The sequence below is a fragment of the Polyangium sorediatum genome, from assembly GCF_029946465.1.
Classification (GTDB): domain Bacteria; phylum Myxococcota_A; class Polyangia; order Polyangiales; family Polyangiaceae; genus Polyangium; species Polyangium fumosum.
On record NZ_JARZHI010000040.1, the window covers coordinates 63,182 to 87,239 of the forward strand.

Sequence of the window (24,058 nt, forward strand, 5' to 3'; positions counted from 1 at the left end):
CCTTGGTTCGATCACGGCCGCGCACGGCGCGCACGGCCTTGTGGTTGGCGCTGACGAGTGCCTCGCTCGGGTGTACGAACGCAGAACCGCCCGAGGGCGGCGCGCAGGCAACGCACGCGCCCCCGAGCCACGCCCCGGCGTCCGCAGCGGGGCAGCTCGGGCTCGGCGATGTCATGCGACGTGTCCACTTCGCGTTTCGCCCCGAGGGAGATTCGTTCCGCGGCGGCCACACGACCTACGCCGTGCGCGCGGATGCGCGCTCGTTCGAGGTCGCGCCGTACCAACCTGCCGGGGAGGGGCCAGGGCGCGAGGCCGTGAAAGGCGCCGCGTTCGTCGCCACCCTGACGTCAATCGAGCGAGGCGGCGTATCCTTGCAAAGCGCGCGCGGCGCGCGCGCGGACCTCGATCCGAGCGCGCGCGTCGCTATCACGCACGGCGATGTGGTCGAGCACCTCGAAAACACCGAGCAGGGCGTCGAGCAGAGTTTTTCGTTTGCGACGAAGCCCGAGGGGCGCGGGGATCTCGAGGTCCGGATCGCGGTCTCGGGGGAGACCTTCGCGAAGGAGACCAAGACCGGGCTTCATTTCGTGGATCCGGCGACGGGGCTCGGCGTACGTTATGGCGTCGCGACGTGGATCGACGCCCGCGGATTGAAAACTTCGGTGCCCGTCGATTTCGAGGCGGGGCACATCGTCTTGCGTGTCCCAGAGCGCGCGCTCGACGAGGGCGCTTTTCCGGCCGTGCTCGACCCGGTCATCGGACCCGAGTTCGGGATCGACCAGGAGATTCAGGGCGGAGCTCCGGGAACTCAAACGGAGGCGGTCGTCGCCTACGGCGCTGGGAAATTCCTCGTCGTCTGGCGGGACGGGCGCACCGGCACGGATGACCTGTATGGGGTTCGTGTCTCCAGCGCGGGGACGATCCTCGATACCTCCGGAATCCTGATCTCCGGCGCGGCCGGCGTGCAGCAGAAGCCCGACGTCGCCTTCGACGGGACGAACTGGATGGTCACGTGGACCGACGCGCGGCAAGATTCCTCGAATGACATCTACGCCGCGCGCGTGAGCGACAGTGGCGCCGTGCTCGATCCCAACGGCATCCCGATTGCCGCGACGACCATGATGGGGGCCGAGGGGCCGGCCGCCGTGACGTTCGGCGGGACGAACTACCTCGTCGCCTACCGGCGGGGTTATGGCCTCTACGGCCGCCTCGTCGCGCCGAGCGGGGCGATGAACCCGGAGTTCACGATCGCGCCGCCCAGTGTCTACCTCAATGACATCAGCGTCGCGTTCAATGGATCGAACTACCTGGTAGTGTTCGATAACGTTAGCAGCAGCACCGATGTCGTCCACGGCCGCCGTATCACACCTTCGGGCGTGGTGCTCGACGCGTCGAACCTCACCCTCTGTTCTTATTGCAATACGAGCGACCTCGACGTCGCTTCCGATGGCACGAACTGGTTCGCCGTATGGCGGGACAGCGGCATCTACGGCCAGCGCATCACGAATGCGGGCGCGATGCTCGATTCCAGCTCCGGCAAGTACCTCGCGGAGAACGGCTCGGGCTTGTCGGTGGTCTTCACGGGCAACGGGTACGGCGTGTTCGCGGAGACGAGCAGCGAGATCTACGGCCTCTTGGTCGATTCGCTCGGCAACGTGACGACCCCGAAGACAGCCCTTATCGGGGAGCCTGGCTCGAGCACGCTCGCTGCCGCGGCGTACGATGGGACGAACTTCTTTCTCGCCTTCCGCGATACACGGCTCACGAGCTCCTACAACCCAGCCGACGTCTTTGGATTGCGCGTCTCCCCCACGCTCACGAAGGTCGACGCGACAAGCCAGCTCCTCTCCCGCGCGGCGAACGCGGAGGTACGTCCGGCCGTGGCCTACAACGGGACGAATTATCTCGCGATATGGGAGGATCGGCGCCCGGGCGCGACCGCGGACATCTATGGGGCTCGCTTGACGACGAGCGGGACGGTGCTCGATCCGAGCGGGATCGCGATTTCGCAAGCCACGGGCAGCGAATACTATCCCTCGGTCGCCTCGCTCGGCGCCGATTGGCTCGTCGCCTGGACCGATGGCCGCGCCGGCAACGACGACGTCTACGCCGCGCGCGTCGGCGGCGACGGGAGCGTGCTGGATCCGCCGGGGCTGCCGATCGCGACCGCCACCGGCAGCCAGAGCTCCCCCGCGGTCTCGTCGGATGGAACGAACTGGCTCGTCACATGGCAAGACGGCGTGAGCGCCGAAATCTGGGCGAGCCGCATCTCCCCGACCGCGACGAAGCTCGATGCGACGGGCATTCAAATCTCGTCGAGCGGCGGCTCGTCGTCCGCGGTCGCCTTCAACGGGACGAACTACCTCATCGCATGGGCGAGGCCCGGTGCGCCCACGTTCGACATCGCAGGCGCGCGCTTGACGCCGGCCGGCGTCGTGCTCGACACGGGCAATTTCGCCATCAACATCGCAGCCACCGCGTCGTCCGAGTGGAACCCCGGCGTGGCGTCGAACGGCGCCGACTGGCTGGTCACGTGGGACAACGGCGCCGACGTTCGGGGCGCGCGCGTCGATGGCAGCGGCGCCGTGCTCGATCCGATGGGAATCGGCATCTCCACGGCGACAAACCGGCAAGCCGAAGCGCGACCGATCTGGGACGGCACGCAATACTGGGTCGTTTGGGAAGACGAACGCGCGGCGGGCGGTCGCCAGGATCTCTATGGCGCGCGCCTCACGCCCGGCGGCGTCGTGACGGACACGACGGGCATCGTCCTTGCGAATGATCTGGCGCAAAACGAGCTCGCCCCCGCGATTGCCGCAGGCCCCTCCAAGGAGGCGCTGCTCGTCTACCACCGCTTCGACACCGCGCAGCCTCATGGCGCTGATCGGGTCCGGGCCCGCCTCGTCTCGGATCCGACGCTCGGCGTGAATGGCGTCTCCTGCCAGACCGGCGCCCAGTGCGCGAGTGGCTCGTGCGTCGACGGGGTCTGCTGCGACACGGCGTGCAATGGCGCCTGCGTGGCCTGCACGGCGGCGAAGAAGGGCGGCGGCGTCGACGGCGAATGTGGTTCCATCACGATGGGCGCGGACCCGGACGACGAATGCGCGAACCAGGCCGCGGGCTCCTGCGGAACGACAGGGAGCTGCAATGGCGCCGGTGCCTGCCAGCTCCACGCGCAGGGCACGCCGTGCGGAGCCGTGTGCGTGGGGGATGCCGCGCAGTCGAACACGTGCAATGGAATGGGCACGTGTGCCGCCGCGGGAGCCGCCACGAATTGCGCGCCGTATGCCTGCGCGGCGGGGGCGTGCAAGACGACCTGCACGGCGAACGCCGATTGCACGGCGGGCAACGTGTGCGTCGGCGGCGTCTGCGGCAAGCTCGAGCCGAACGGCGCCGCGTGTACGAGCGACGTCTGGTGCCAATCGGGCGCTTGCGTCGACGGCGTCTGCTGCAACACGGCCTGCACCGGCCTTTGCGAGGCGTGTACCACGGCGAAAAAAGGCGCCGGCGCGAACGGCGTGTGCGGGCCCATCACGAGCGGTACGGATCCCGAGAATGAATGCGCGCTCGAAGCTGCCGGGAGCTGCGGACAGAATGGCCAATGCAACGGCGCGGGGGCCTGCCAGCTCCATCCGCAGGGGACCTCCTGCGGGGCCTCGCTTTGCCAGGGGAACGTCGTCAAGGGGCAGATCTGCGACGGCATGGGCCAGTGCGTGACCGATCCGGCGGGGAAGGACTGCGCGCCCCACGTTTGCTCGGCGGGATCGTGCAAGAACCCGTGCGCGAACGACAACGAATGCCTGTCCGGCACCATTTGTCTCGGCGGCGCCTGCAAGCCCCCGGGGATGCCCGGCGTCCCCTGCTCGACCGGCGCCGCGTGTAGCTCGGGCTTCTGCGTCGACGGCGTCTGCTGCGACACGGCCTGCGCGGGATCTTGCGAGGCCTGCACGGCCGCCAAGAAAGGCCAGGGGGCCGACGGGCAATGCCAGCCCATCAAGATGGGCACGGATCCCGACGACGAGTGTGCGGCGCAGCCGCCTTCGAGCTGCGGGCTCGACGGGCAATGCAACGGGGCCGGCGATTGCGCGATGTATGCGGCGGGCACGTCGTGCGCGGCGGGCTCCTGCGAGGGCACGACGCAGACGAGCCCCTCGCAATGTGATGGGAGCGGGACATGCGCCCCGGGCTCGCAGACGAACTGCGTGGAAGGATATACGTGCATCGCGGACAAGTGCGCCACGAGCTGCACGGACGACACGGCGTGCGCCCCGGGCTACGTGTGCAATGTCGCGATGAAATGGTGTGAGGCCGTGGTTCAGGCCGGATCGAGCAGCAGCTCCGGTGCCGGCGGCGGCACGAGCAGCTCCAGCGCAGGCGGCTCCGATCCCGGCGCCGGTGGCTCCCATCCGGGCGCGGGTGGTTCAAACCCTGGCGCAGGCGGCGCAGGCGGCGATTCTTCCGGCACCGGCGGGCGTGATTCCGCGGGCGAGGAGGGTTGTGGATGCAAGGTCGCGGGCGCGCCCCGCGCGGCGTCCCTCGCGCCGAGCGCGCTGATCGCGTGGGCCCTGGGCATCGTTTTGCGCCGGCGCGTGCGCAGGAACAGGAAGGGGCATGGGTACGGGTCCAGCGCTGATCAACCGAGGTGACCTGTTCTGGCTCGAGCCGGATGAATCACGCGGGTCCGTCCCGGGCTACGTTCATCCGCATGTGGTGGTGCAGGACGATGTCTTCAACCATTCACGCATCCACACCGTGGTCGTGTGTGCATTGACGTCGAACCTGCACCGGGCCCACGAGCCCGGGAACGTGCTGCTCGACGAGGAGGAAGGCAACCTGCCCAAGCGGAGCGTCGTGGTCGTGTCGCAAATCTCTTCGGTGGAGAAGGCCCGGCTCGGCGAGCGCATCGGGGCGCTCTCCGATGAGCGGGTCGAACAGATTCTAGCGGGCCTGCGATTTCAGCAGTCGTCGTTCTTCCCTCGGTAGCTCCCCTCCCCCTTGTGGGGCTACTTCGCGCAAGCATGGCGGCAACGGTGGCTGCTGCTGAGCAGCCACCCTTTTGCGACGTGGTTCGAGTTTTTAGAAGCAAGGAGACGCCCATGAACGTCCTCAAGCCTCACGTATCGTTGAACGTCACCAACATCGACCAATCCGTCGCCTTCTACGAAAAAGCGTTCGGCGTCGCAGCGACGAAGCGGCGTCCCGGGTATGCGAAATTCGATCTGGAGGTCCCCTCGCTCAACCTGACGATGCAGGAGGCTCCTCGCACGGGCGTCAATGCCAGCCATTTCGGCGTTCAGGTCGCCAGCACGGACGACGTCGTGGAGGCGAAGGCCCGCTTCGAGGCGGCCGGGCTCGAGACGATGACGGAGGAGGACACGTCCTGCTGTTATGCGGTGCAGGACAAGGTGTGGATCGAGGATCCGGACGGAAACGCCTGGGAGGTGTTCGTCGTGAAGGCGGACGCCGCCGTCATGGGTGATTCTCCGGCCCTGAACAAGAACACGAGCGCATGCTGCACGCCCGTCGATCTCTCGAAGAAGCCGGAGGCCAAGCCTTCGACGTCGTCTTGTTGTGGTCCGAAGACGGCAGGGTGATCGGCGAGGGTCGCCTCCGACCCCCCGTGGCACAGCGGGCCTTGCTCGTCAGCCGCCGTTCGCGCGGATGAAATCGCGCACCTTCGGGTAGACGTGCTCTCGCCACTTCCGGCCCGAGAAAATGCCGTAATGACCGGCGCCTTCGGCCACGTGATGCTGCCGCTTCGCCGCGGAGACGCCCGTGCAGAGCGCGTGCGCCGCCTCTGTTTGTCCGAGGCCGGAGATGTCGTCCTTTTCGCCCTCGATCGTGAAGATCGCCGTGTCCTTGATCGCCGTCGGGTTCACGCGCACGCCGCGCACGTCCCAGGTCCCCCGGGCGAGGGCGAACTCCTGGAACACGAGCTTCACGGTCTCGAGGTAATACGCGGCGTCCATGTCGAGGACTGCGTTGTACTCGTCGTAAAACCGCTCGTGCATCTCGCGCGCGGCCGCGCCGGACTCGCCCTTGTGCGCGTCGATCCAGTAGCGGAAGCTCGCTTTCCAGTGGGTCTTCGGATTCATCATCACGAAGGCCGTGAGCTGGAGGAACCCGGGATACACCCGCCGCCCCTTGCCCGCGTAGGGGCCGGGGACCTTGTGAATCATGTTTTTTTCGAACCACGAATACGGGTGCCGCGTCGCGAGCACGTTCACCTCGGTCGGGCTCTTGCGCGCGTCGATGGGCCCGCCCATGAGCGTGAGCGAACGCGGCGTCGCCTCACCCGCCTGCGCGAGGAGCGAAACGGCGCCGAGGACGGGGACCGTCGGCTGACAAACGGACACGACGTGCAAGGAGCCGGCCCCGAGCAAACGCAAGAAGCGCATGACGGTGTGCACGTAATCGTCGAGATGAAAAATTCCCTCGGCGAGGGGCACGTCGCGCGCGTCGAGCCAATCGGTGACGTACACGTCGTGGTCCTGGAGAAGCGTGCGGATCGTGTCGCGGAGCAGCGTCGCATGGTGGCCGGAGAGCGGCGCGCAGACGAAGACCTTGGGGTCGGCGGCGAGGCGGCGTGCGACCTCGGGATCCTCGGAGCGGCGCACGAAATGCACGAGCTTGCAGAATGGCTCGGCGACGACGACCTCCTCGGCGACGGAGACCGTGGCGCCGCGGGTCTTGACCTCGTCGATCCCCCAGGGCTGCTTCGGATAACGCTTGCCGAGGCGATGGAAGAGGGCCTGGCTCGCGCCGAGCGCGCGCACGTGGGGCAACGCCGACAGGGGATTGCTCGGGTGCCGTAGCGCCTCGGCCGAGACGCCGGCCAGGTGCGCGAGCGGCTCGAGCAGCGCCCGCTGCAGCTCGTAAAGATGGTAAATCTTCGGCGGCCTGAGGTACTGCGCGGCGGTGGAGAGGAGCGGAGGGCGCACGACTTGTTGCACCGCAACATAACTCGACCGTCGTGAAGATCAAGCACATTTTGGTCTTCCGGTCCGTTTGTGCTGCGGCGCAGCAGGAGGGCGCGCCTCGCCTTTACTTGCAGAGCCGCACCACGCGGGCCTGCATGTCCCAGGTGTGCTGCTGCTGGAAGTTGTCGGTGTGAATCACCTGGGCATCGATCTCGAAATCCACCACGCCGTTCGGCTGGATCTCGAAGGTGTTCACCTGGAGGTTCTGAATCGACACCTGCTTGTTGGGGCCCGCGAGCGACTTCACCTCGCCGCTCCCGAGCAGGGCGAAACGAATCACTTCGAAGCCCTGCTGCCAGACGACGTCGGCCCACGGCGCGCCGTACGTCGTGGTCTCGGCATAACAGCCGTACACCGTCCAGCCGCCGCTGCATTTGCAGCCCTTGCAGTCTTCCGCGAGCTGGCCGTCGACGTCGCGATGCGCGAACCGCTGGCCCAGGGGGCCGCACGAGACACACACGGCCTCCGCCCCGACGTCCGTCTTGCACTCCTCGGCGTAATCACAAGTTTGGGTCGGGACAAACTCCCACCCGGTGCTCGAATTGAAGCATTGGTAGCCGGCAATCTGGCGAAACGATTGCTTGTCGAGCTCGGTATCCGTCTTGTACATGCAAGACGCCATCTGCTGCATGCAACCGCCGGAGCCACCACTGCCGCCGCCTGCCCCCCCGCTGCCGCCGATCCCACCGCTGCCGCCCTCGCCCCCACTGCCGCCGGTCCCTGGACCGCTGCCCCCACCGCCCGTTCCAGGGCCGCTGCTGCTTACGCTGCTGCCCATTCCTCCCGCGCCGCCTGGGCCAACGCCGCCCGAGCCCCCGCCGCCCGAACCCGCGCCAGGCGGCGCATCCGGCCCGCAAGCCGCCGAGAAAACGGCGAGGATCGTCGAAAGGAACAACCACGGGCGCGAAGAACGAAGGAACGTCGTCATAGGGCCTGCGGTCCAGAATGCGAGCACAAAGGCCGACCACGAGCGCGGGGGAGTTACGTCGGAATCTTGCTCAGGCCCCGAGGCTCCCCGCGAACCGCTCGGCCAGGTGATCCTGGCGGAATGCCTCGACGACGTCGTCGACGAACACGCGCGTTTTCGAGGGCAAGAGCGGCCGGCGCGTGCTGTTGCCCCTCGCCAAACGCCGATGAAGCCCCCCTGACGCGCGCGCTTCCGCTCTATCCAACCTCCGAAGAACCGTGTAGAGTCCCCGGCCGGGGCGTGGGTTGACCGGCGTGGGGGAACATGGACATTCTCGTCGTTCTCGCTTTTCTGGTCTTCGTGTTTGGCGTGTACACGTTCGTCGCGCGCCTGCGACGCAAGGAGATCCCCGAGGAGACGCGGCAGCTCGGAGCACAAATCGGACGCGCGGCGCACGGGGCCATCCCGCTGCCGGGATTCATGGGACAAGCGCCCGCCGATTACATGCCCGTCGAGCCCTGGCGCGAGACGATCGGGCCGCCCGACGACCACACGCTCGTGGTCGACGCCGCGGGGCGACCCGTGACGTACGAGCCCCCGGCCGAGCCCGGGGACCTGGGCCCCTACCGGGATCCGGCGGTGGCGCTGGTCTCGATCGCCGAACCCAGGCCGAGGCGCCGAAAGAAAAAGCAAAAGCGCCCCTTGCTGGAGGCGTGACGCGGAGAGCCCCCCCATGACCGTTCTCCTTTACGATCTCGTCGCCGAGGGCGATCGACGCCCGAGCCCCTTTTGCTTTCGGACCAAGCTCGCCCTCGCGCAGAAACGCCTCGCCTTCGAGACGACGCCCGTGGCGATGACGGACATCCAGGCCCTCGAAGGTGGCGCCTTCAAGACGGTGCCGATCCTGAAAGACGGGACGCACGTCGTGGGCGATTCGTGGGCCATCGCCGATTACCTCGATCAGGCCTACCCCGATCGCCCGCCGCTCTTTCATTCGCCGGAGGAGCGTGGCCTCTGCCGATTCTTCGATGCCTGGTTGTACGCCAGCGTCCTCCTTCCCATCGTACGCTTCTACGTGAAGGACATCCACGACCTCCTCCTCGAAAAGGATCACGCCTATTTCCGCGCGAGCCGCGAGGCGAGGCTCGGGTGCACGCTGGAGGAGGCCGCGGCCGGCCGTGAGGCGCGGCTCGACGGAATGCGCGCGGGCTTCGATCCGGCGCGGCTCACGCTCACGCACCAGGGACAGCCGTTCCTCTCGGGGCAAAACCCGGGGTATGCCGATTTCATGCTGGCCGGCGTCTTGTTGTGGGTCGAGACCATCGGCACGGTGCCCCTGCTCGTGGACGGAGATCCCCTGGTGACCTACCTCGAACGCGTCCGTGCGCCCTTGACGCGCTGAGGCTCACCATTCGCCGTAGTCGGGCTCACCCTGACAGAAGTGGGGAACTCCCTTCGCCGACGTCGGAAATTTGCCTGCAAGCGAGGAGACGGAGATCCGGCACATCTGGACCTTTACAAATCTGGAAACACCGGATAAGGTCCGGAAAGTATCCTTTGGCCTCATTGCCCGCTGGCGATGAGCCACTCCTTTTCGTGCACGGAGGTCCCATGCCGGTCATGCGCCCCCAGGCGGCGATCCGTCCATTTCGCCGTCCGCTCCTCTCCATTCTCGCCGTTGCGCCGCTCCTCGCGGGTCTCACGGTGGGCGCCGAGGCGTCCGCCGCGACGCCGTACACGCTTTTTGAAAGCGGGCAAGTCCGGCCCGTGGCGCTCTCGCCAAACAAGAAGTTCCTGTTCGCCGTCAATACGCCGGACAATCGCCTCGAGATCTTCCACGTGGAGCCCTCCGGCCTCTCCCACCGCGGCTCCGTGCCGGTCGGGCTCGAGCCGGTCGCCGTGGCAGCGCGATCCGACGACGAGATCTGGGTGGTCAATCATCTCTCCGACAGCGTCAGCGTCGTGAAGATCGGCCCGTTCGGATACAATGGCAATGTGGTGCGGACGCTTCTCGTCGGCGACGAGCCGCGCGACATCGTGTTCGGCGGCCCCGGCAAGAACCGCGCGTTCATCACCACGGCCCACCGCGGCCAGAACGTACCGTATGATCCGCAGCTCACCACGCCCGGCGTGGGCCGCGCCGACGTGTGGGTCTTCAACGCCGGAAACCTGGGCGCGACGCTCGGCGGCACGCCCCTCTCGATCCTCACGCTCTTCAGCGATACGCCCCGCGCGCTCGCGGTGACGCCCGACGGCTCGCGCGTCTATGCCGCGGCCTTCCACTCCGGCAACCGCACCGCGGCCCTGAGCGATCTCGCCGTCCCCGACGGCGGCGAGGCGGCCGGCGGCGTTCCCGGGCCGAACACGAATTTCCAGGGCGTGCCCGCGCCCGAGGTCGGCATCATCGTCAAGCACGACGGCGAGCATTGGAAGGACGTCGTCGGCCGCTCCTGGGACAGCACGGTGCGCTTTACCCTGCCGGACAAGGACGTGTTCGTGATCGACGCGAACGCAAATCCTCCGCGCCAGCTCTCTGGTTCGTCCGGCTATTACACTGGCGTCGGAACGATCCTCTACAACATGGCCGTGAACCCGGTGAACGGGAAGGTCTACGTCAGCAACACCGAGGCCCGGAACGACCTGCGTTTCGAGGGCCCTGGCACGTACGCGGGCGAGACCTTGCGTGGCCACCTGCACGAGAGCCGGATCACGGTGCTCGGATCGGGCAGCGCGGCGCCGCGGCACCTGAACAAGCACATCGATTACAATGTGTACCCGGCCCCGGCCGCCGTGAACCAGAAAACCCTCTCGCAGCCAGTCGGGATGGCCGTGTCGAGCGACGGCACGAAGCTCTACGTGGCGGCGTTCGCGTCGTCGAAGATCGGCGTGTACAGCACGGCCGCGCTGGAGAACAACACGTTCGTGCCGAACGCCGCGAACCAGATCGCGCTCAGCGGCGGCGGCCCCACGGGCATGGTGCTCGACGAGGACTGCGGGCGCCTGTACGTGCTCACCCGTTTCGACAATTCGATCGCGATCGTGAACACCTCGACGAAGACGGAAATCGGGCACGTGTCGATGCACAGCCCGGAGCCCGAGAGCGTGATCGAAGGCCGGGCCTTCCTCTACGACGCGCGCCTGTCGTCGAGCAACGGCGAAGCGGCATGCGGGAGCTGCCACGTCTTCGGCGATCTGGATAGCCTCGCCTGGGATCTCGGCAATCCCGATGGGGTTGTCCTGAACAATCCGGGCCCGTTCGTCCCGGTCAAGCCCGAGCTCGTCCCTGTCTTCGGCACGGATGATCCGCTCTTTGGCCAGGACCCCGACTTCCATCCGATGAAGGGGCCGATGACGACGCAGAGCCTGCGCGGCATGTCGAACCACGGGCCGATGCACTGGCGCGGCGACCGGACGGGCGGCAATGACGAGGCCTCGTCGCAGCCGGACGACGGGAGTTTCGACGAGGATGCGGCCTTCAAGAAGTTCAATGGGGCCTTCGTGGACCTGCTCGGCCGCAATACGACGCTCGCCGCCGAGCAGATGCAGAAGTTCACGGACTTCATCCTCCAGGTCACGTATCCGCCGAACCCGGTCCGCAACCTCGACAACTCGCTCACGCCCGCGCAGCAAACCGGCCGCGATTTCTTCTTCACCCAGAACGTCGCGTCCCAGGGCGCCTGCGAGACGTGTCACCGCGTCGATCCCGCGGCGAACCCCGGCGATGCTTTCCCCGGCTTCTTCGGGACCGCAGGCCTCGGCTCGTTCGACGCGACGACGCAGATCCTCAAGGTCCCGCACCTGCGCAACGCGTACACGAAGGTCGGCATGTTCGGCGCCGCGTTCACGAGCGGCAATCGTCCGCCGGATCCCTTCCTCGGCGACCAGGTCCGCGGCTTTGGCCTCAACCACGACGGGGCCGTGCCCGAGCTCTTCACGTTCGTCAGCGGCTTCGATGAGGTCCCGGCGAACCCGGCCGGCATCCCGAATACGCCGGCGGGCAACCAGGCGAAGCTCGACATGGTGCAATACCAGCTCGCCTTCGAATCGAACATGGCGCCGATCGTGGGGCAACAAGTGACGCTCACCACGAGCAACCAGGCCGTCACGTCGGGTCGGGTGAATCTGCTGATTGCGCGCGCCGACGCCGGCGAGTGTGATCTCGTCGTCAAGGGCCGGCTCGTGAACGAGATTGGCTTGGTGTACGTCGGCAGCGGGCAATTCCTCGTCGATCGCGCGTCGGTCTCGCCCGTCGCGCGGGCCCTGATGGAGTCGGTCCTGACGGCGGGCGGCAAGGCGATCACGTATACCTGCGCGCCTCCTGGCTCGGGTGTTCGTATGGGCATCGACCGCGACCTCGACGGCTTCCTCGACGGCGACGAGCAAGTCGCGGGCAGCGATCCGGCCGATCCCACGAGCACGCCTTGAACGCGTGTTGACAAGGCCGCGGGGGCCTGGAAAAACCATCCCGGTCCCCGCGATGCCGCGCCAGCAAAAGCCTCTCCTCCCCGCCCTCCCGCTCCTCGTGTGGCTCGCGGCCTGTAGCCCCGCGCCGCCGCCCCTCTCCACGCCGCCGCCTCCCGAAGCGCCGCCGCCCGCGCCGCCGCCGCCGCATACGCTCCCGCTCGCTTCCTCGCCGCCCCAAGCGCAACCGCCGCCGCCTCCGCCTCCGCCGCCGCCTCCGCCCTTCCGCTCCGACGAGGTCTTCCGCCTCGCCGTCCGCGGAGGCCACGTCATCGACGGCTCGGGCGCGCCTCGCCGCCGCGCCGATGTCCTCGTCCGCGGCGATCGTATTGCCTTCGTCGGCGACGTCGATCCCTCCGTGCGCGCCGAGCGCACCCTCGACGCCGCGGGCGCCGTCGTCACGCCCGGCTTCCTCGACGCCCATTCCCACGGCGCTCCCCTCGGCAACGTCGAATACGCCCTCGCCATGGGCGTCACCACGCTCGTCGTTGGCCAGGACGGCCGGAGCCCGGCCACGCGCATCGGCCCCTGGCTCGCAAAAATCGACGCCGGCAGGCCCCGCGTGCACGTCGCGGCCCTCGTCGGGCACGGCACGGTCCGCAGCCTCGTCGGCGCGGCGGCCCATACGAAGCCGAGGCCCGCCGAGCTTCAACGAATGCGGGATCTCGTCGCCCAGGGTCTCCACGATGGCGCCTTTGGCCTCAGCACCGGCCTCGAATACGATCCGGGCCGCGGCGCCTCGATGGACGAGCTCGTCGCCCTGGCCGAACCCGTCGGCGCGCGCGGCGGCGTCGTGATGAGCCATGTCCGCAGCGAGGACGACGATCGTGTCGAATCCTCGCTCGACGAGCTCTTCGAGATGTGCCGAAAGGCGAAGGCCCGCGCGCACGTCGCGCATATGAAGATCGTCCTCGGCCGCGGCGCCGCCCGCGCCGAGCGCCTGCTCGCCCACATCGAAAAAGCCCGCGCCGCGGGCCTCTCCGTCACGGCGGACCTGTATCCATACACCGCGAGTTACACCTCGCTCGCCGTCCTTTTCCCCGACTTCGCGCGCCCGCCGTCCTCCTATGCCGACGCGCTGCGGAGCCGCCGCCCCGAGCTCGCCGCCTTCCTGCGCGCCCGCGTGGAGAAACGCAATGGCCCCGGGGCGATGCTCTTCGGGACGGGCGCATTCGCTGGCAGGACACTCGAAGAGGTCGCCACGTCGCGCCGTGTCCCCTTCGAGGACATCCTCATCGAGGTCGGGCCGGACGGCGCGGAGGCGGCTTATTTCGTGATGGATGAAGCCGTCATGGCGCGCCTCTTCGCCGATCGGTTCGTCATGGTCGGGACCGACGGCGGCGGCGGCGGGCGGCATCCGCGCGGCTTTGGCGCATTTGCGCGGGTGATTGAAGAGATCGTCGAAAAGCAGCGCCTCGTTTCCCTGGAGGAAGCCGTGCGGAAGATGTCGGATCTGCCCGCCCGCACGCTCGGGCTCGAAGGCGAGCGCGGGTGCGTGCGGGAAGGGTGCGGGGCCGATTTGCTGGTGTTTTCGCCGGGGGAGATCCACGAGCGCGCGACGTTCACGGCGCCGCATCGGCTGGCCGAGGGGATGCGGTTCGTCGTTGTCGGGGGGGTGATTGAGCGCGAGGGAGGAAAGGCGACGGCAGGGCGCGGGGGGCGGGCGCTCCGATTTACGGGGGCGGAGCGGCGGTAGCGGGAGCGGGAGCGGGAGCGGGAGCGGGAGCGCAAGCGGGAGCGCAAGCGGGAGCGCGAGCGCAAGCGCAAGCGCAAGCGCAAGCGCAAGCGCAAGCGCAAGCGCAAGCGCAAGCGCAAGCGCAAGCGCAAGCGCAAGCGCAAGCGCGAGCGCGAGGGGGAACGGTATGCAGGGATGCCGCTCGGGGACGGTGATCGTACCGTCGTGCTCGGCCTCTTCAAGGCCAAGCCGTGCTCGCCATCCTCGCCACGCAGAGCGTGGCTCCGGGTGGCTCCGCTCGGTGCTGCGCAGCCTTGAAGAGGCCTCCGCGCGACGGTGCGGGACGGGGGTCCCGGCGAAAGGGTCGTCGGGCGGAGGGTTTCGTTATGCTCAGGATCTATGAGGTCGTTTTGGTGATGGCGGGGGATACGGCGCGGATTGCCGAGCAGATCGAGCGGAGGGACAGGGACTTGGCTCGCCAATTGCGGCGCGCCATGCAAAGCGTGGCGCTGAATGTGGCCGAAGGCATGGGCAGCCTCCACGGACACAAACGGCAACGTTATTCCTCCGCACTCGGTTCGGCCCGGGAGGCGCTCGCTTGCGTTCAGGTCGCCCAGGCCATGCGTTACATCGGTCCGGTCCATGAGCAGGTCCTCGATCGCATGGACCACGTCATCGCCACCCTCGGCCGCCTCGTCTACCGCCGCGCTTCGTAACCCGCAGGGCGGGCCGTCCTTCCCCAGGGCGGCCCGCCCGCAAGCCCTGGATCACCGCACCCATCGAGACGTCCCAGCGCCATTCACGGCGGATCATGGGTTCTCCCGCGACGAACCAATCTCGCCTTTTGCCGTTGAGTTTTGCCCAGGCTTGTGCAACACAAAAAACCGACGCCAGCCGGCGCTAGCACCACCGACCGGCGTCTGACCCACAACCCCGAACGTCCCGGAGCCATGAGCTAATGGTCACGATAGTCGTCCGTCCGCCGCCGGCAAACTTCTCGGCATCGCACGCCTTGCTCGGCCGCCTTTATCTGGAACACCGCGCTTTTCTGCGCCGCCTTCTTCTCGGCCAGTCCGTCCCTCCCCGCGACGTGGAGGATGTTCTGCAAGAGGTCTTCATCACCGTATGGCGCCGCCTCTCGTGCCTGGTCACGCCGGAGCAGGCGCGCCCGTGGCTCGTGGTGATCGGCCTCTACCATGCGCGCAATCACCGCAAGCTCGCGCGTTGCGAGCGAGAGGTGCTCGCTGGATTTGCGGAGGCTCTTCCCGACCAGGAGGACGGGACGTCGCCGGAGACGGTTTTGCACGCGATGTACGGCATGTTCCGGCTCAAGCGGTTTCTGGAGAAGATGAGGCCGCGCATCCGGGCGGCAGTGATTCCGTACCTGGAGGGGTGGTCGGTCCCGGAGATTGCGGCGACGCTCGGAATCAAGGCAAAGACCGTCTACAGTCGCCTGCATCTCGCGCGGAAGCGTTTGGAGATGCTCTCGTTCGCGTGCAGGAGACCTCGGCGCCGGTGAGGCAGGCTTTGCGCTCGGCTTCCGTGACCGGCGGCGCCGTATAGGCCGCGACGAGCGGCAGCTCCAAGGGTTGGCCCGCGCCGCCATGGCTCGAAGAGCTCATCCCACCCGAACCCCCGCTCCCGCCTCCGCCGCCGTTTCCACTTGCGCCTCCGCTCCCGCTTCCGCTTGCGCTCCCGCCTTTGCTTGCGCTCCCGCTTGCGCTCCCGCTTGCGCTCCCGCTTGCGCTCCCGCTTGCGCTCCCGCTTGCGCTTGCGCTTGCGCTTCCGCTTGCGCTTCCGCTCCCGCTCCCGCTCCCGCTCCCGACGACCCAACCGCCGCCACAGCAAACATATCGACGGGCACTCGAGGGAGGTGATATGGTAGCCCTATTCCCTTCTCCCGGATTGACCAAGGAACGCATGAAACGCTTGCTGGTTTTCTTCGCCGCAATGTGCGCGCTTCTCCTGTTTCACGGAGAAGCCCTGGCGTCGCACTTCCGTTATGGAACATTGAACTGGGTCGTGCCGGATCCACAAGCCGCGCCGACCACCGTGAAATTCACGGCCACATACGCCATTCTTGCCGGCTCAGTCGTCGCTTTGCAGGATATCACCCTGAACTTCGGCGACGGGAGCAACAGCGGCGAGGTCATCGGTTCCGTCGTCGGAACCGGAACGAGCGCGGGTGGTGCGCAGTACGATGTGAGAGAAGTCACGGTGACGCACACCTACGCGGCGTCCGGCACGTACACGGCCTTTTTCGAGGACTGTTGCCGCATCCCCGGGCTCATCAACGGTGCCGGCCAAACCTACCGCGTGGAGGCCAAAGTGGTCCTCCAATCGGGCAATACCGCCGGGCCGGTGTCGGCTTCGCCGGCGCTCATCCAGCTCCAGATCGGCGGCACACGGACCTACACGTGGCCGGTGTTCGATCCCGATGCGGATTCCGTCACGTGCCGCCTGGCCACCGCGGCGGAGACCGGCTTTGCTAACCCGACTCCGGTCGTGCCAGACCCGCCCGGGCCCGGCACCGGCGGGCAAGCGCCGATGCTCGCGAACGTGAATAACGGCTGCCAGCTCTCGTGGGACCTCGTCGATGCCCAGGTGGGCCAGATTTACATCGTGCATGTGACCTTCGAATCGACGCATGACGGGCAGGTGTCGAGCACAGCGCTCGATCTGATCGTCGAGATGGTCCTGGCGCCTCCGCCAACCTGCGACGGCTCTAACGTGTTCGTCACCAACGTCGGACAAACCCTCACGACGATGGTGACCGGTACGCACGCGCTGGCGACCGACCTGACGGTGAGCGCCATCAATGCGCCGGCCGGCTCGATGCTCACGCCGGGCGGCAGCGGCCCGAGCCCCTTCGGCAACACGTTCTCGTGGACGCCGGATGCTGCGAGCGCGGGCTCGACGCGGATCGTGGTCGTCAACTATAAGAACGACCTGAACGTCACGGGCACGTGCTTCCTCACGGTGCAGGTACCGCAATGCTCGAACTTCGGGGAGCCGTGCACCGCCGGGCTGGGCCAATGCCAGAGCAGCGGCACGAACACCTGCGCCGGGCCAAACCTCACGGTATGCAACGCCGTGGTCGGAGCCCCGAGCCAAGAGGTCTGCGGCGATGACGTGGACCAGGACTGCGACGGCGTGCTCGACAACGGCTGCCTCGACAGCGACGGCGACGGGCTGTTCGACACCGTGGAGGTGCAGCTCGGCTCGGATCCGAACGACAAGGACACGGACGACGACGGCGTGCTCGACGGTCAAGAGCAGGGCCCCAGCGAGGACACCGACGGCGACGCGCTGATCAACATCCTCGATCCCGATAGCGACAACGACGGCCTCTTCGACGGCACCGAGACCGGCCACGACTGCTCGGACCCGGCGACCGACCCGGCCGCCGGCCATTGCATTGCGGATGCCGACATGGGCGCGACGACGACCGATCCGCTCGACGCTGACACCGACGACGGCGGCAAGCTCGACGGCGCCGAGGACAAGAACCACGATGGTCAGTTCGGCCCCGGCGAGACCGACCCGACGGTCGGTCACGGCGACGACGACAACCTCGAATGCCTGGACGACGCAGCGTGCGGCGACGCGATGAGCGGCATGGTGTGCGATACCGCCACCCACACGTGCGTGATCGGCTGCCACACGCCCGGCAACGGCTGCGCCGACGGCAAGGTCTGCACCTCCAACGACACGACGATCGGCTCGTGCGTCGAGTGCACCGAGGACTCGACATGCGGCAATGCGACGAGCGGCAAGGTGTGCGATACCGCCACCCACACGTGCGTCGACGGTTGCACCGCCGATGGCAACGGCTGCCCCAGCGAGCAGGAGTGCTCTTTGCCTGCTGCGCAGTCCATCGGTGTCTGCCAGCCCTCCACCGAAGAGCCTGAAGACGGCGTGCTCGTGTTGGGCAACGGCCTGGTTTGCTCGATGGGTCACGCCAACGACAACAGCAGCCCGGTGGGCTGGCTCGTGCCGCTCGCGCTCGGCGGGCTGTTTGCAGCACGCCGCCGCGGCCGGCGATAAGGGACAGCGCCGCGTCCCCCTCCCCACACTCGTCATCGCCGACTGCGCCCGCGGAAACGCGGGTCGAGCGCCCCGAGGGCTACGCAGTGCGCCCCGGGAGAGGTCGGCCCGTGGCCGGAGGGGTCATGCAAATCCTGTCTGAGATCGAGCCCTTCGTCCTCTCTCTGGCCTAAGAAGCGGTACACAATCAGATTTCGCTTGCCGCTTCCGCTCCCGCTTGCGCTTGCGCTCCCGCTTGCGCTCCCGCTCCCGCTTCCGCTCCCGCTCCCGGGCCCGGTCCCTCCAAGAAACCCGGCTCAGCGAGCGGGCGGCTCCACGTCTTCGAATGTCGTCCGCGCAGCGTTCTCGACGTCGCTCAGGTTGAGGAAGATCGGCAATGCCACTCGTTGCCACTCGTCGTTGGCGATGCGGCGGACGGTGACGGGTCCGGGGACATGGAGGTAAACCGCGTCCACGATATCCATGATGGTGTACATGCAATTGTCGTTGATGAACGGCATCTGCGTGAAGTCCATCTGGATCGACGCGAAGGCGCGCCCGGGTAGGATCCGGCCGAGGTCTTCGAGGAAACTCCACAGGTAACGATAGGGATTGTCGACCCGAAGGACGCCCTCGAACGTCAGCACGAGACGATCCTCGTCATCCCGAGCAGCCACCACCGTGAAGACGGTGCGTCCGCCATCCATCACCATTCCGAACGTCAAGACCTCCATCGGTCCCCACCCTACAGGATGCTCTCGGCGACGTGGAAGCCGACTTCATCGCCATCTTGCACCGGTTGGCGCGCAGGTGATGCGCAAGCGGGCCGTCCTTCGGTGGGCGGCCCGCTGCACGCGGAAGCGGGAGCGGAAGCACCTGCGCCCCCCGCTCCGCGCATACCTTCAAGTGGCCTGTGCCTTCTTTCGCGGCCCGGTGGCCATGAAGTCCACCACGGTCTGCAGCTCGGCGGCCAGATCGGGCATTCGTTCGCCCATGGACGACAGCACGCCGTAGTACGCGAGGAACGCCTCCCACGCCTCGGACCCTGCCTGCGTGCCCGTGTCCTCGGCGAGTTGCAATGCGACGCGCAGCTCCTCCTCGATCGGCAGGAGTTGCTTCGTGAGGACGAGATCGTTCTCGAGCCCTGCGAGCGGGATGGCTTTCAGCGAGACGTTGTACTTCTTCGCCAAATCGATCACCCGCTGGATGTGCGACTCCGCGCCTCTGCGCTGTCGCAGCGTACGCTTCCGCTCGTCCACGGTGAGCGTGATCCCGTGCGCCCGGAGCGTCTCCACGATCGCCTTCAGTTGCGCGAGCAACTGGATGTGCTGCTCGTGCGTCAACAGCGCGTCGCCGACTTTGTTGTTCATGCGTGGTTCCTCGCTTTCAGGGGCAGGTTACTCATCCCTGCTTGGCAATGCGAGCCAGTTGTTGCGGGCATCGCTCTCCCCGGGTTGGCCAAGGATCGACCCCCGCGGAGATGAGGATCGGCCACCGCGGGGCGAAGGATCGGCCATCACGCAGCGAAAGCTCGGCCATCACGGGGCGAAAGCTCGGCCATCACGGGGCGAAGGATCGGCCACCGCGGGGCGAAGGATCGGCCTGCCATCCGAAATCCCTTGCACGGTTCCATCCTGGCCATGCACAAGGCTCGACGGGAAGAACGCATGCCGGCTCACCGCCGCGGGATGGCTCGGGGCGCGTTCATGCCGAGGGGTCCGCCATGCTTCGTCGTGTCTTCGCCGGGTGCTTGCCGCTCGTCCTTTTCCTCCTTGGCGCGCCGAGCGTCGCGCGTGCGCTCACGTTCCGCGTCTGCGTCAAGCCACCGAATGTCCCGCCCGGCGTGAACCAGTGGGCCTATGACCTGGGGGCGGCGACGGTGTGGACCACCAAAAGCCAGGTGGAGTTCACGCAGAAGGCCGAGGGGCATGCCGTTTACATTTACGACCCTTCCGTGGGGCCGGAGAGCGTCCGGCTTTTGCCGATCCCGTACAACAAGCTGAAGTGCCCGCCGCCGCCGCCGCGTCCGGAACCAGCGAAGGCGGAGGAGGAAAAGAAGGCGCCGCCCGACGAGAAGAAGGAAGCGGCGCCGGCCAAGGCGTCCGAGGGCTCGAAGCCTCCGCCGGTGCAAAAAGACGAGCAAGCCAGCGTCCTCCCACCCGGCGTGAAGAAGATGCCGGAGCGTCCTCCTAGGAGCCCACGGGCCTCGCCGCCTCCGCCCGAGGGCGTGCTCTCGAACGAGCCGCTCTTGCCGTCGGAGTCGACGTTGCCGAAGCGGGACGAGGTGCATCCGCCGAAGTGCCTCGACGCGCATTGCACGCTGGTGGATCGAGGTGGTGCGCTGCCCGAGCGCGTGTTTCGACCCGGAGCGCCGCTCGTGAGCGCGGTCCCGTGCGAGCAGACGAAGGACGGGTGCCAAGGCAAAGGGAACGGCAAGGGAAAGCCGAAGACGCGGCTCGAAGAGATCGCGCTGGAGCTCACGATTGCGTCTGCCATCGCGAACGGCGAGATGAACGCCGACCTTTCGCGGAAGGACGGCAAGCAATTCGGCGTCATCGGGGGGACGAACGAGGACGGGGTCGACCATCCGATCGTCCAGGCAGCGGTGGCCACCGCGGCGATCGCCTCGGGCGTGGTCCTCGGGCAGGCCGACAAGTTCGTGAAGAAGCTGGAGGAGGCGTGTGCGAAGAAGGCGCCGCTCGTCCTTCAGGGGACGGAGGAATTGTCGAAGGAGACGGCGGAGTTTTTGGCGCAGCGGTACGGGGCGGACATCGCGCATGCGCTGGAGCAGAACGGGGCGATTGGCGCGTACGAGGTGATGAAGAAGTTCACCGATGGGCTCGGTGGGTCCTACCAGGCGCATCACATCCTGGAGGAGGCCATGGCGAGGAAGCTGGAGCTTGCCAAGAACTTCGATAAGCTGCCCGCGGTGATCTTGACGGAGGCGCAGCACAAGAAGATCACGCGCTGGCTAAACCGGCAGAGACCTCCCAAGGTAAACACCGACGAGCTGTGGAAGCTTTATGAAGAGGTATACGAGGCGTACCCGCACTGGCTGACAGCCATCAAGCCGTATCTGGGCAAATGACCTTGCCATCGAGGCGTGACATGTGGACGGAAGTAGAAGTGATGATCGACAACCGACGCGTCCCCAACGGGCCGCAGACGATCCTCGGCCCTGCGGGTTGTGGTCCTGATGTGGCAGCCCTCGACGAAGTCGCAGACGCCACCATCATCACCCTCGACGAGAAGGATGAACGCCTGCCACGCCTCCTGAACCTCCTCAAAGAGCGCGGCATTCGGTGGTTCGAGAAACGTCGCGACCGCTTCACCGACGAGGAACTCCAAGCGGCGCGGCTTCTCGTCATGGAGTACGGGTCCCTGGAAGGAAAGATTTTCGGGGGGCCACGGGTAGGCACGAAGTACGATATGTCCGAGGCCTGCAGCCGCTGCGGCGCCGGAGCGCGGCAGACATCCGCGCTGGTCGTCGAGGCCGACGAACTTCGTCACCTGGAAGGTCGGCGCGCGGCAGCGACTTGCTACGAGGACATGCTCGTCGACGAGAGATTGGCCGGCGCCCTCGCAGAAAGCGGCGCGACCGGGCTCGAGTTCCGGGGCGTCTTCGCGGCGTTCGAGAAGCGAGGCCACTTCCAGCTTCCCTATAGGCAGCTCTGCGCCACACACGTCATGCCCCGCATGTCGCCCCGATCGACCGGAATCGACCTCTCCCAACCATGCCCCTGCGGTCGGAGTTGCTTCATGACGTACAATCGAACGCCGGCACGCCTCGCCTACCGCGCCGCAGACCTCGCCGACATCCGCGACGTCAACGTGACCTGGGAATGGTACGGCTACTCGAAATACAACGGCGACGTCTACGACTCCGTCCTCCCGTACCCCCTGTTCCTCGTCACCCCCAAGGTCTGGCGCATCTACCGCGACGCCGGCGTCACCGGGTTCGACTGGCTGCCGATCCGCGTCGTCGACGCGTAGGCCCGCGTCCGCCCGTCCGCCCCCCACGCCCCGATCCTCCCCGGCGCCCACCTCCCGCCCTGGCCACCATTCCAACCGACCTGCACGCAGCCAGCCACAGCGCAAGGTCGGATCAATGCTCTCCTTCGGATCCACATCGTTTGCGATTCCATTGTTCCACGCATTCGATCTATTCTGAGCTTCCATGATACCCTCTCGTCTTGCTGCGCTCTCGCTCCTCCTCGGCGTTGTTGCGGCGTACGGCTGCGGGAAGGAGGAATCGGCGACCGAGACGTCCCAGGGCAACGGCGGCGGGGGCGGCGTCGGAGGCGCGAGCGGCAGCGGCGACGCAGGCGGCCAAGGCGGGGGCGGGAGCAGCGGCGGGAGCGACGGCCAAGGCGGCGGCGCGACGTCCTGCACGCCGAACACGACCGAGCCTTGTTATGGCGGCCCCGCAGGCACGGAGGGCGTCGGGGTTTGCAAAGGCGGGACGCGCACGTGCAACCCCCAGGGGACAGGCTTCGGAGCCTGTGAGGGCGAGGTTTTGCCCTCGCAGGAGGACTGCACCACGTCCGACGACGAGGACTGCGACGGCGCGACCCCCACGTGCGGGAGCGACAACCTTTGGAGCCGTAGGTTCGGCACAGGCGAAGGCCTCGGGCTCATCACCGGCAGCGGCGGGCACCCGATCCTCGTGGGCCGATTTCCCGGCACCTTGAGCTTCGGTGGCAACACGTTCACGAGCTCGGGCGGCTACGACGCGTTCGTCGCCAAGCTCGACGGCGCCTCGGGGGAGCACCTCTGGAGCCGCAGGCTCGGCGGCGCCGAGGATCAGGCCGCGTGGAGCGTCGCCGAGGACCCCCAAGGCAACATCGTCGTGATCGGCGAGTTCCTCGGGCAGATGAGCGTCGGCGGCGGCAACACGCTCCAGAGCGAGGGCGGCTACGATATCTTCGTCGCCAAATACGACGGCACCGACGGCGATCACCTCTGGAGCCGGCGCTTCGGCAACAGCGAGGACCAGAACGCGCGCGGCGTCGCCATCACGAAAAACGGCGAGATCCTCATCACGGGCAGCTTCTCCGGCGGCGTCGATTTCGGCACCGGGCTGCTCGAAAGCGAGGGGAGCTTCGACGTCTTCGTGCTGACGCTCGACAGCAGCGGCAACCCCGTGCGCGCCCAGCGCTACGGCGACGGCGAGGATCAAAACGGCCGCGCGATCGCCGTCGACGCAGGCGGCAATGCCGTGATCACCGGGGATTTCCGCGGGAGCATGACCTTCGGCGAGACCAAGCTCACGAGCGCGGGCGGCTTCGATCTGTTCGTCGCCAAGCTCGATCCAACAGGCGGCGTGAGCTACGCGCGGCGGTTCGGCGACATGGATCCGCAGCGCGGCTACGCCGTGCGCATGAACGCCATGGGCAACGCAGTCGTGAGCGGGCTCGTGCGCGGGACCGTGGATTTCGGTGGCAATGCGCTCACCGCGCAGAACCTCGATGTCTTCCTGCTGGAGCTCTCGCCGAGCGGCGGGCACGTGCGGAGCTTCCTCATGGGCGGCTCGAAGGCCGACAGCGCCGGCGGCGTGGCCCTCGGCGCCGGGGGCCGCTACATCATCGGGGGCGGATTCATGAAAGACGCGAATTTCGGCGGCATCGCGCTCAACGCGCAGGGAGGCGCGTCCTCGCCCGACGCGTTCGTCGCGCGGTACGACACCTCGGGCACCGTCCTCTCAGCGACGCCCTTCGGCGACAAGGACGACCAGCTCATCACCGCGATCACCACCGACGCCGCCGGCCGCATCTTCGTCACCGCCCAGACCTCCGGCGTGGTCGACTTCGGCCAAGGCCCGCTCGCAGGCGGCGCCGCAGATCTCGCCCTCGCCAAGCTCGCACCCTGATGGGAAGCGCCACGCCCCGGGGCGCCGCCCCGGTCCCCGCGGGGGGCTGTCCGCCCCCTCGACCCCGGACCAGCGAGGCGCTGGACCCAGGGTTGAAAAACTGCGCTGCGCGCAGTTTTTCAAACAGGCCGACGAACAAG

At 67.4% G+C, this 24,058-nt stretch carries 17 protein-coding genes; 13 read left to right on the forward strand and 4 right to left on the reverse strand.

Features of this window, described 5'->3' with window-relative positions; all coding sequences use genetic code 11:
* The first annotated feature begins 2 nt into the window (after window positions 1-2).
* From QHF89_RS32755 to QHF89_RS32765, 3 genes are all read left to right on the forward strand, one after another.
* Window positions 3-4,646, forward strand: coding sequence for a TolB-like translocation protein (locus tag QHF89_RS32755; protein WP_284721215.1), 4,644 nt, complete (start codon window positions 3-5; stop codon window positions 4,644-4,646).
* On the forward strand, window positions 4,612-4,983 hold the full coding sequence (locus QHF89_RS32760; RefSeq protein WP_136971300.1) for a type II toxin-antitoxin system PemK/MazF family toxin: 372 nt from the start codon (window positions 4,612-4,614) through the stop codon (window positions 4,981-4,983). The genes QHF89_RS32755 and QHF89_RS32760 overlap by 35 nt, the downstream gene beginning before the upstream one ends.
* Window positions 4,984-5,096: 113 nt before the next feature.
* Window positions 5,097-5,594 (forward strand): ArsI/CadI family heavy metal resistance metalloenzyme, encoded by a 498-nt coding sequence (locus tag QHF89_RS32765; RefSeq protein WP_136930050.1) that lies wholly within the window; start codon window positions 5,097-5,099, stop codon window positions 5,592-5,594.
* A gap of 48 nt (window positions 5,595-5,642) precedes the next feature.
* On the opposite strand, the gene QHF89_RS32770 is transcribed toward QHF89_RS32765, so the two are convergent.
* Window positions 5,643-6,941: a polyhydroxyalkanoate depolymerase gene (locus QHF89_RS32770; RefSeq protein ID WP_284721216.1), complete on the reverse strand. Its 1,299-nt coding sequence runs from the start codon at window positions 6,939-6,941 to the stop codon at window positions 5,643-5,645.
* A gap of 103 nt (window positions 6,942-7,044) precedes the next feature.
* Window positions 7,045-7,908, reverse strand: coding sequence for a hypothetical protein (locus tag QHF89_RS32775; RefSeq protein ID WP_284721217.1), 864 nt, complete (start codon window positions 7,906-7,908; stop codon window positions 7,045-7,047).
* A gap of 303 nt (window positions 7,909-8,211) precedes the next feature.
* On the opposite strand from QHF89_RS32775, the gene QHF89_RS32780 reads away from it, so the two are divergent.
* The 7 genes from QHF89_RS32780 (at window position 8,212) to QHF89_RS32810 (ending at window position 18,070) form a co-directional block, all read left to right on the forward strand.
* Entirely contained in the window at window positions 8,212-8,604 is a 393-nt protein-coding gene (locus tag QHF89_RS32780) for a hypothetical protein (RefSeq protein ID WP_136930052.1), read from the forward strand.
* Window positions 8,605-8,620: 16 nt separating this feature from the next.
* Window positions 8,621-9,289 (forward strand): glutathione S-transferase N-terminal domain-containing protein, encoded by a 669-nt coding sequence (locus QHF89_RS32785; protein ID WP_136971302.1) that lies wholly within the window; start codon window positions 8,621-8,623, stop codon window positions 9,287-9,289.
* Between the two features lie 218 nt (window positions 9,290-9,507).
* Complete coding sequence (locus QHF89_RS32790; RefSeq protein ID WP_136971325.1) at window positions 9,508-12,312, forward strand: hypothetical protein; 2,805 nt, start codon at window positions 9,508-9,510, stop codon at window positions 12,310-12,312.
* Window positions 12,313-12,364: 52 nt separating this feature from the next.
* On the forward strand, window positions 12,365-14,044 hold the full coding sequence (locus QHF89_RS32795; RefSeq protein ID WP_136971303.1) for an N-acyl-D-amino-acid deacylase family protein: 1,680 nt from the start codon (window positions 12,365-12,367) through the stop codon (window positions 14,042-14,044).
* A 365-nt stretch (window positions 14,045-14,409) separates the two neighbouring features.
* Window positions 14,410-14,739 (forward strand): four helix bundle protein, encoded by a 330-nt coding sequence (locus QHF89_RS32800; protein WP_136971304.1) that lies wholly within the window; start codon window positions 14,410-14,412, stop codon window positions 14,737-14,739.
* A 242-nt stretch (window positions 14,740-14,981) separates the two neighbouring features.
* Window positions 14,982-15,542: an RNA polymerase sigma factor gene (locus tag QHF89_RS32805; protein ID WP_136971305.1), complete on the forward strand. Its 561-nt coding sequence runs from the start codon at window positions 14,982-14,984 to the stop codon at window positions 15,540-15,542.
* A 401-nt stretch (window positions 15,543-15,943) separates the two neighbouring features.
* The gene (locus tag QHF89_RS32810) at window positions 15,944-18,070 is read left to right on the forward strand and encodes a hypothetical protein (RefSeq protein WP_136971306.1); all 2,127 of its coding nucleotides are present in this window, start codon (window positions 15,944-15,946) and stop codon (window positions 18,068-18,070) included.
* Window positions 18,071-18,366: 296 nt separating this feature from the next.
* Here QHF89_RS32810 and QHF89_RS32815 read toward each other — a convergent pair whose 3' ends face one another.
* Together QHF89_RS32815 and QHF89_RS32820 are read right to left on the reverse strand one after the other, a co-directional pair.
* Complete coding sequence (locus QHF89_RS32815) at window positions 18,367-18,783, reverse strand: hypothetical protein (protein ID WP_136971307.1); 417 nt, start codon at window positions 18,781-18,783, stop codon at window positions 18,367-18,369.
* A gap of 168 nt (window positions 18,784-18,951) precedes the next feature.
* A complete protein-coding gene (locus QHF89_RS32820; protein WP_136971308.1) occupies window positions 18,952-19,419 on the reverse strand; it encodes a hypothetical protein in 468 nt (155 codons plus the stop codon).
* 353 nt (window positions 19,420-19,772) lie between these two features.
* Between QHF89_RS32820 and QHF89_RS32825 the strand changes: the two genes are divergently transcribed.
* The 3 genes from QHF89_RS32825 (at window position 19,773) to QHF89_RS32835 (ending at window position 23,918) form a co-directional block, all read left to right on the forward strand.
* On the forward strand, window positions 19,773-21,137 hold the full coding sequence (locus tag QHF89_RS32825; protein WP_136971309.1) for a hypothetical protein: 1,365 nt from the start codon (window positions 19,773-19,775) through the stop codon (window positions 21,135-21,137).
* A gap of 41 nt (window positions 21,138-21,178) precedes the next feature.
* On the forward strand, window positions 21,179-22,042 hold the full coding sequence (locus QHF89_RS32830; RefSeq protein ID WP_284721218.1) for a hypothetical protein: 864 nt from the start codon (window positions 21,179-21,181) through the stop codon (window positions 22,040-22,042).
* Between the two features lie 184 nt (window positions 22,043-22,226).
* Complete coding sequence (locus tag QHF89_RS32835) at window positions 22,227-23,918, forward strand: PQQ-binding-like beta-propeller repeat protein (RefSeq protein ID WP_136971312.1); 1,692 nt, start codon at window positions 22,227-22,229, stop codon at window positions 23,916-23,918.
* The last annotated feature ends 140 nt before the right edge of the window (window positions 23,919-24,058 follow it).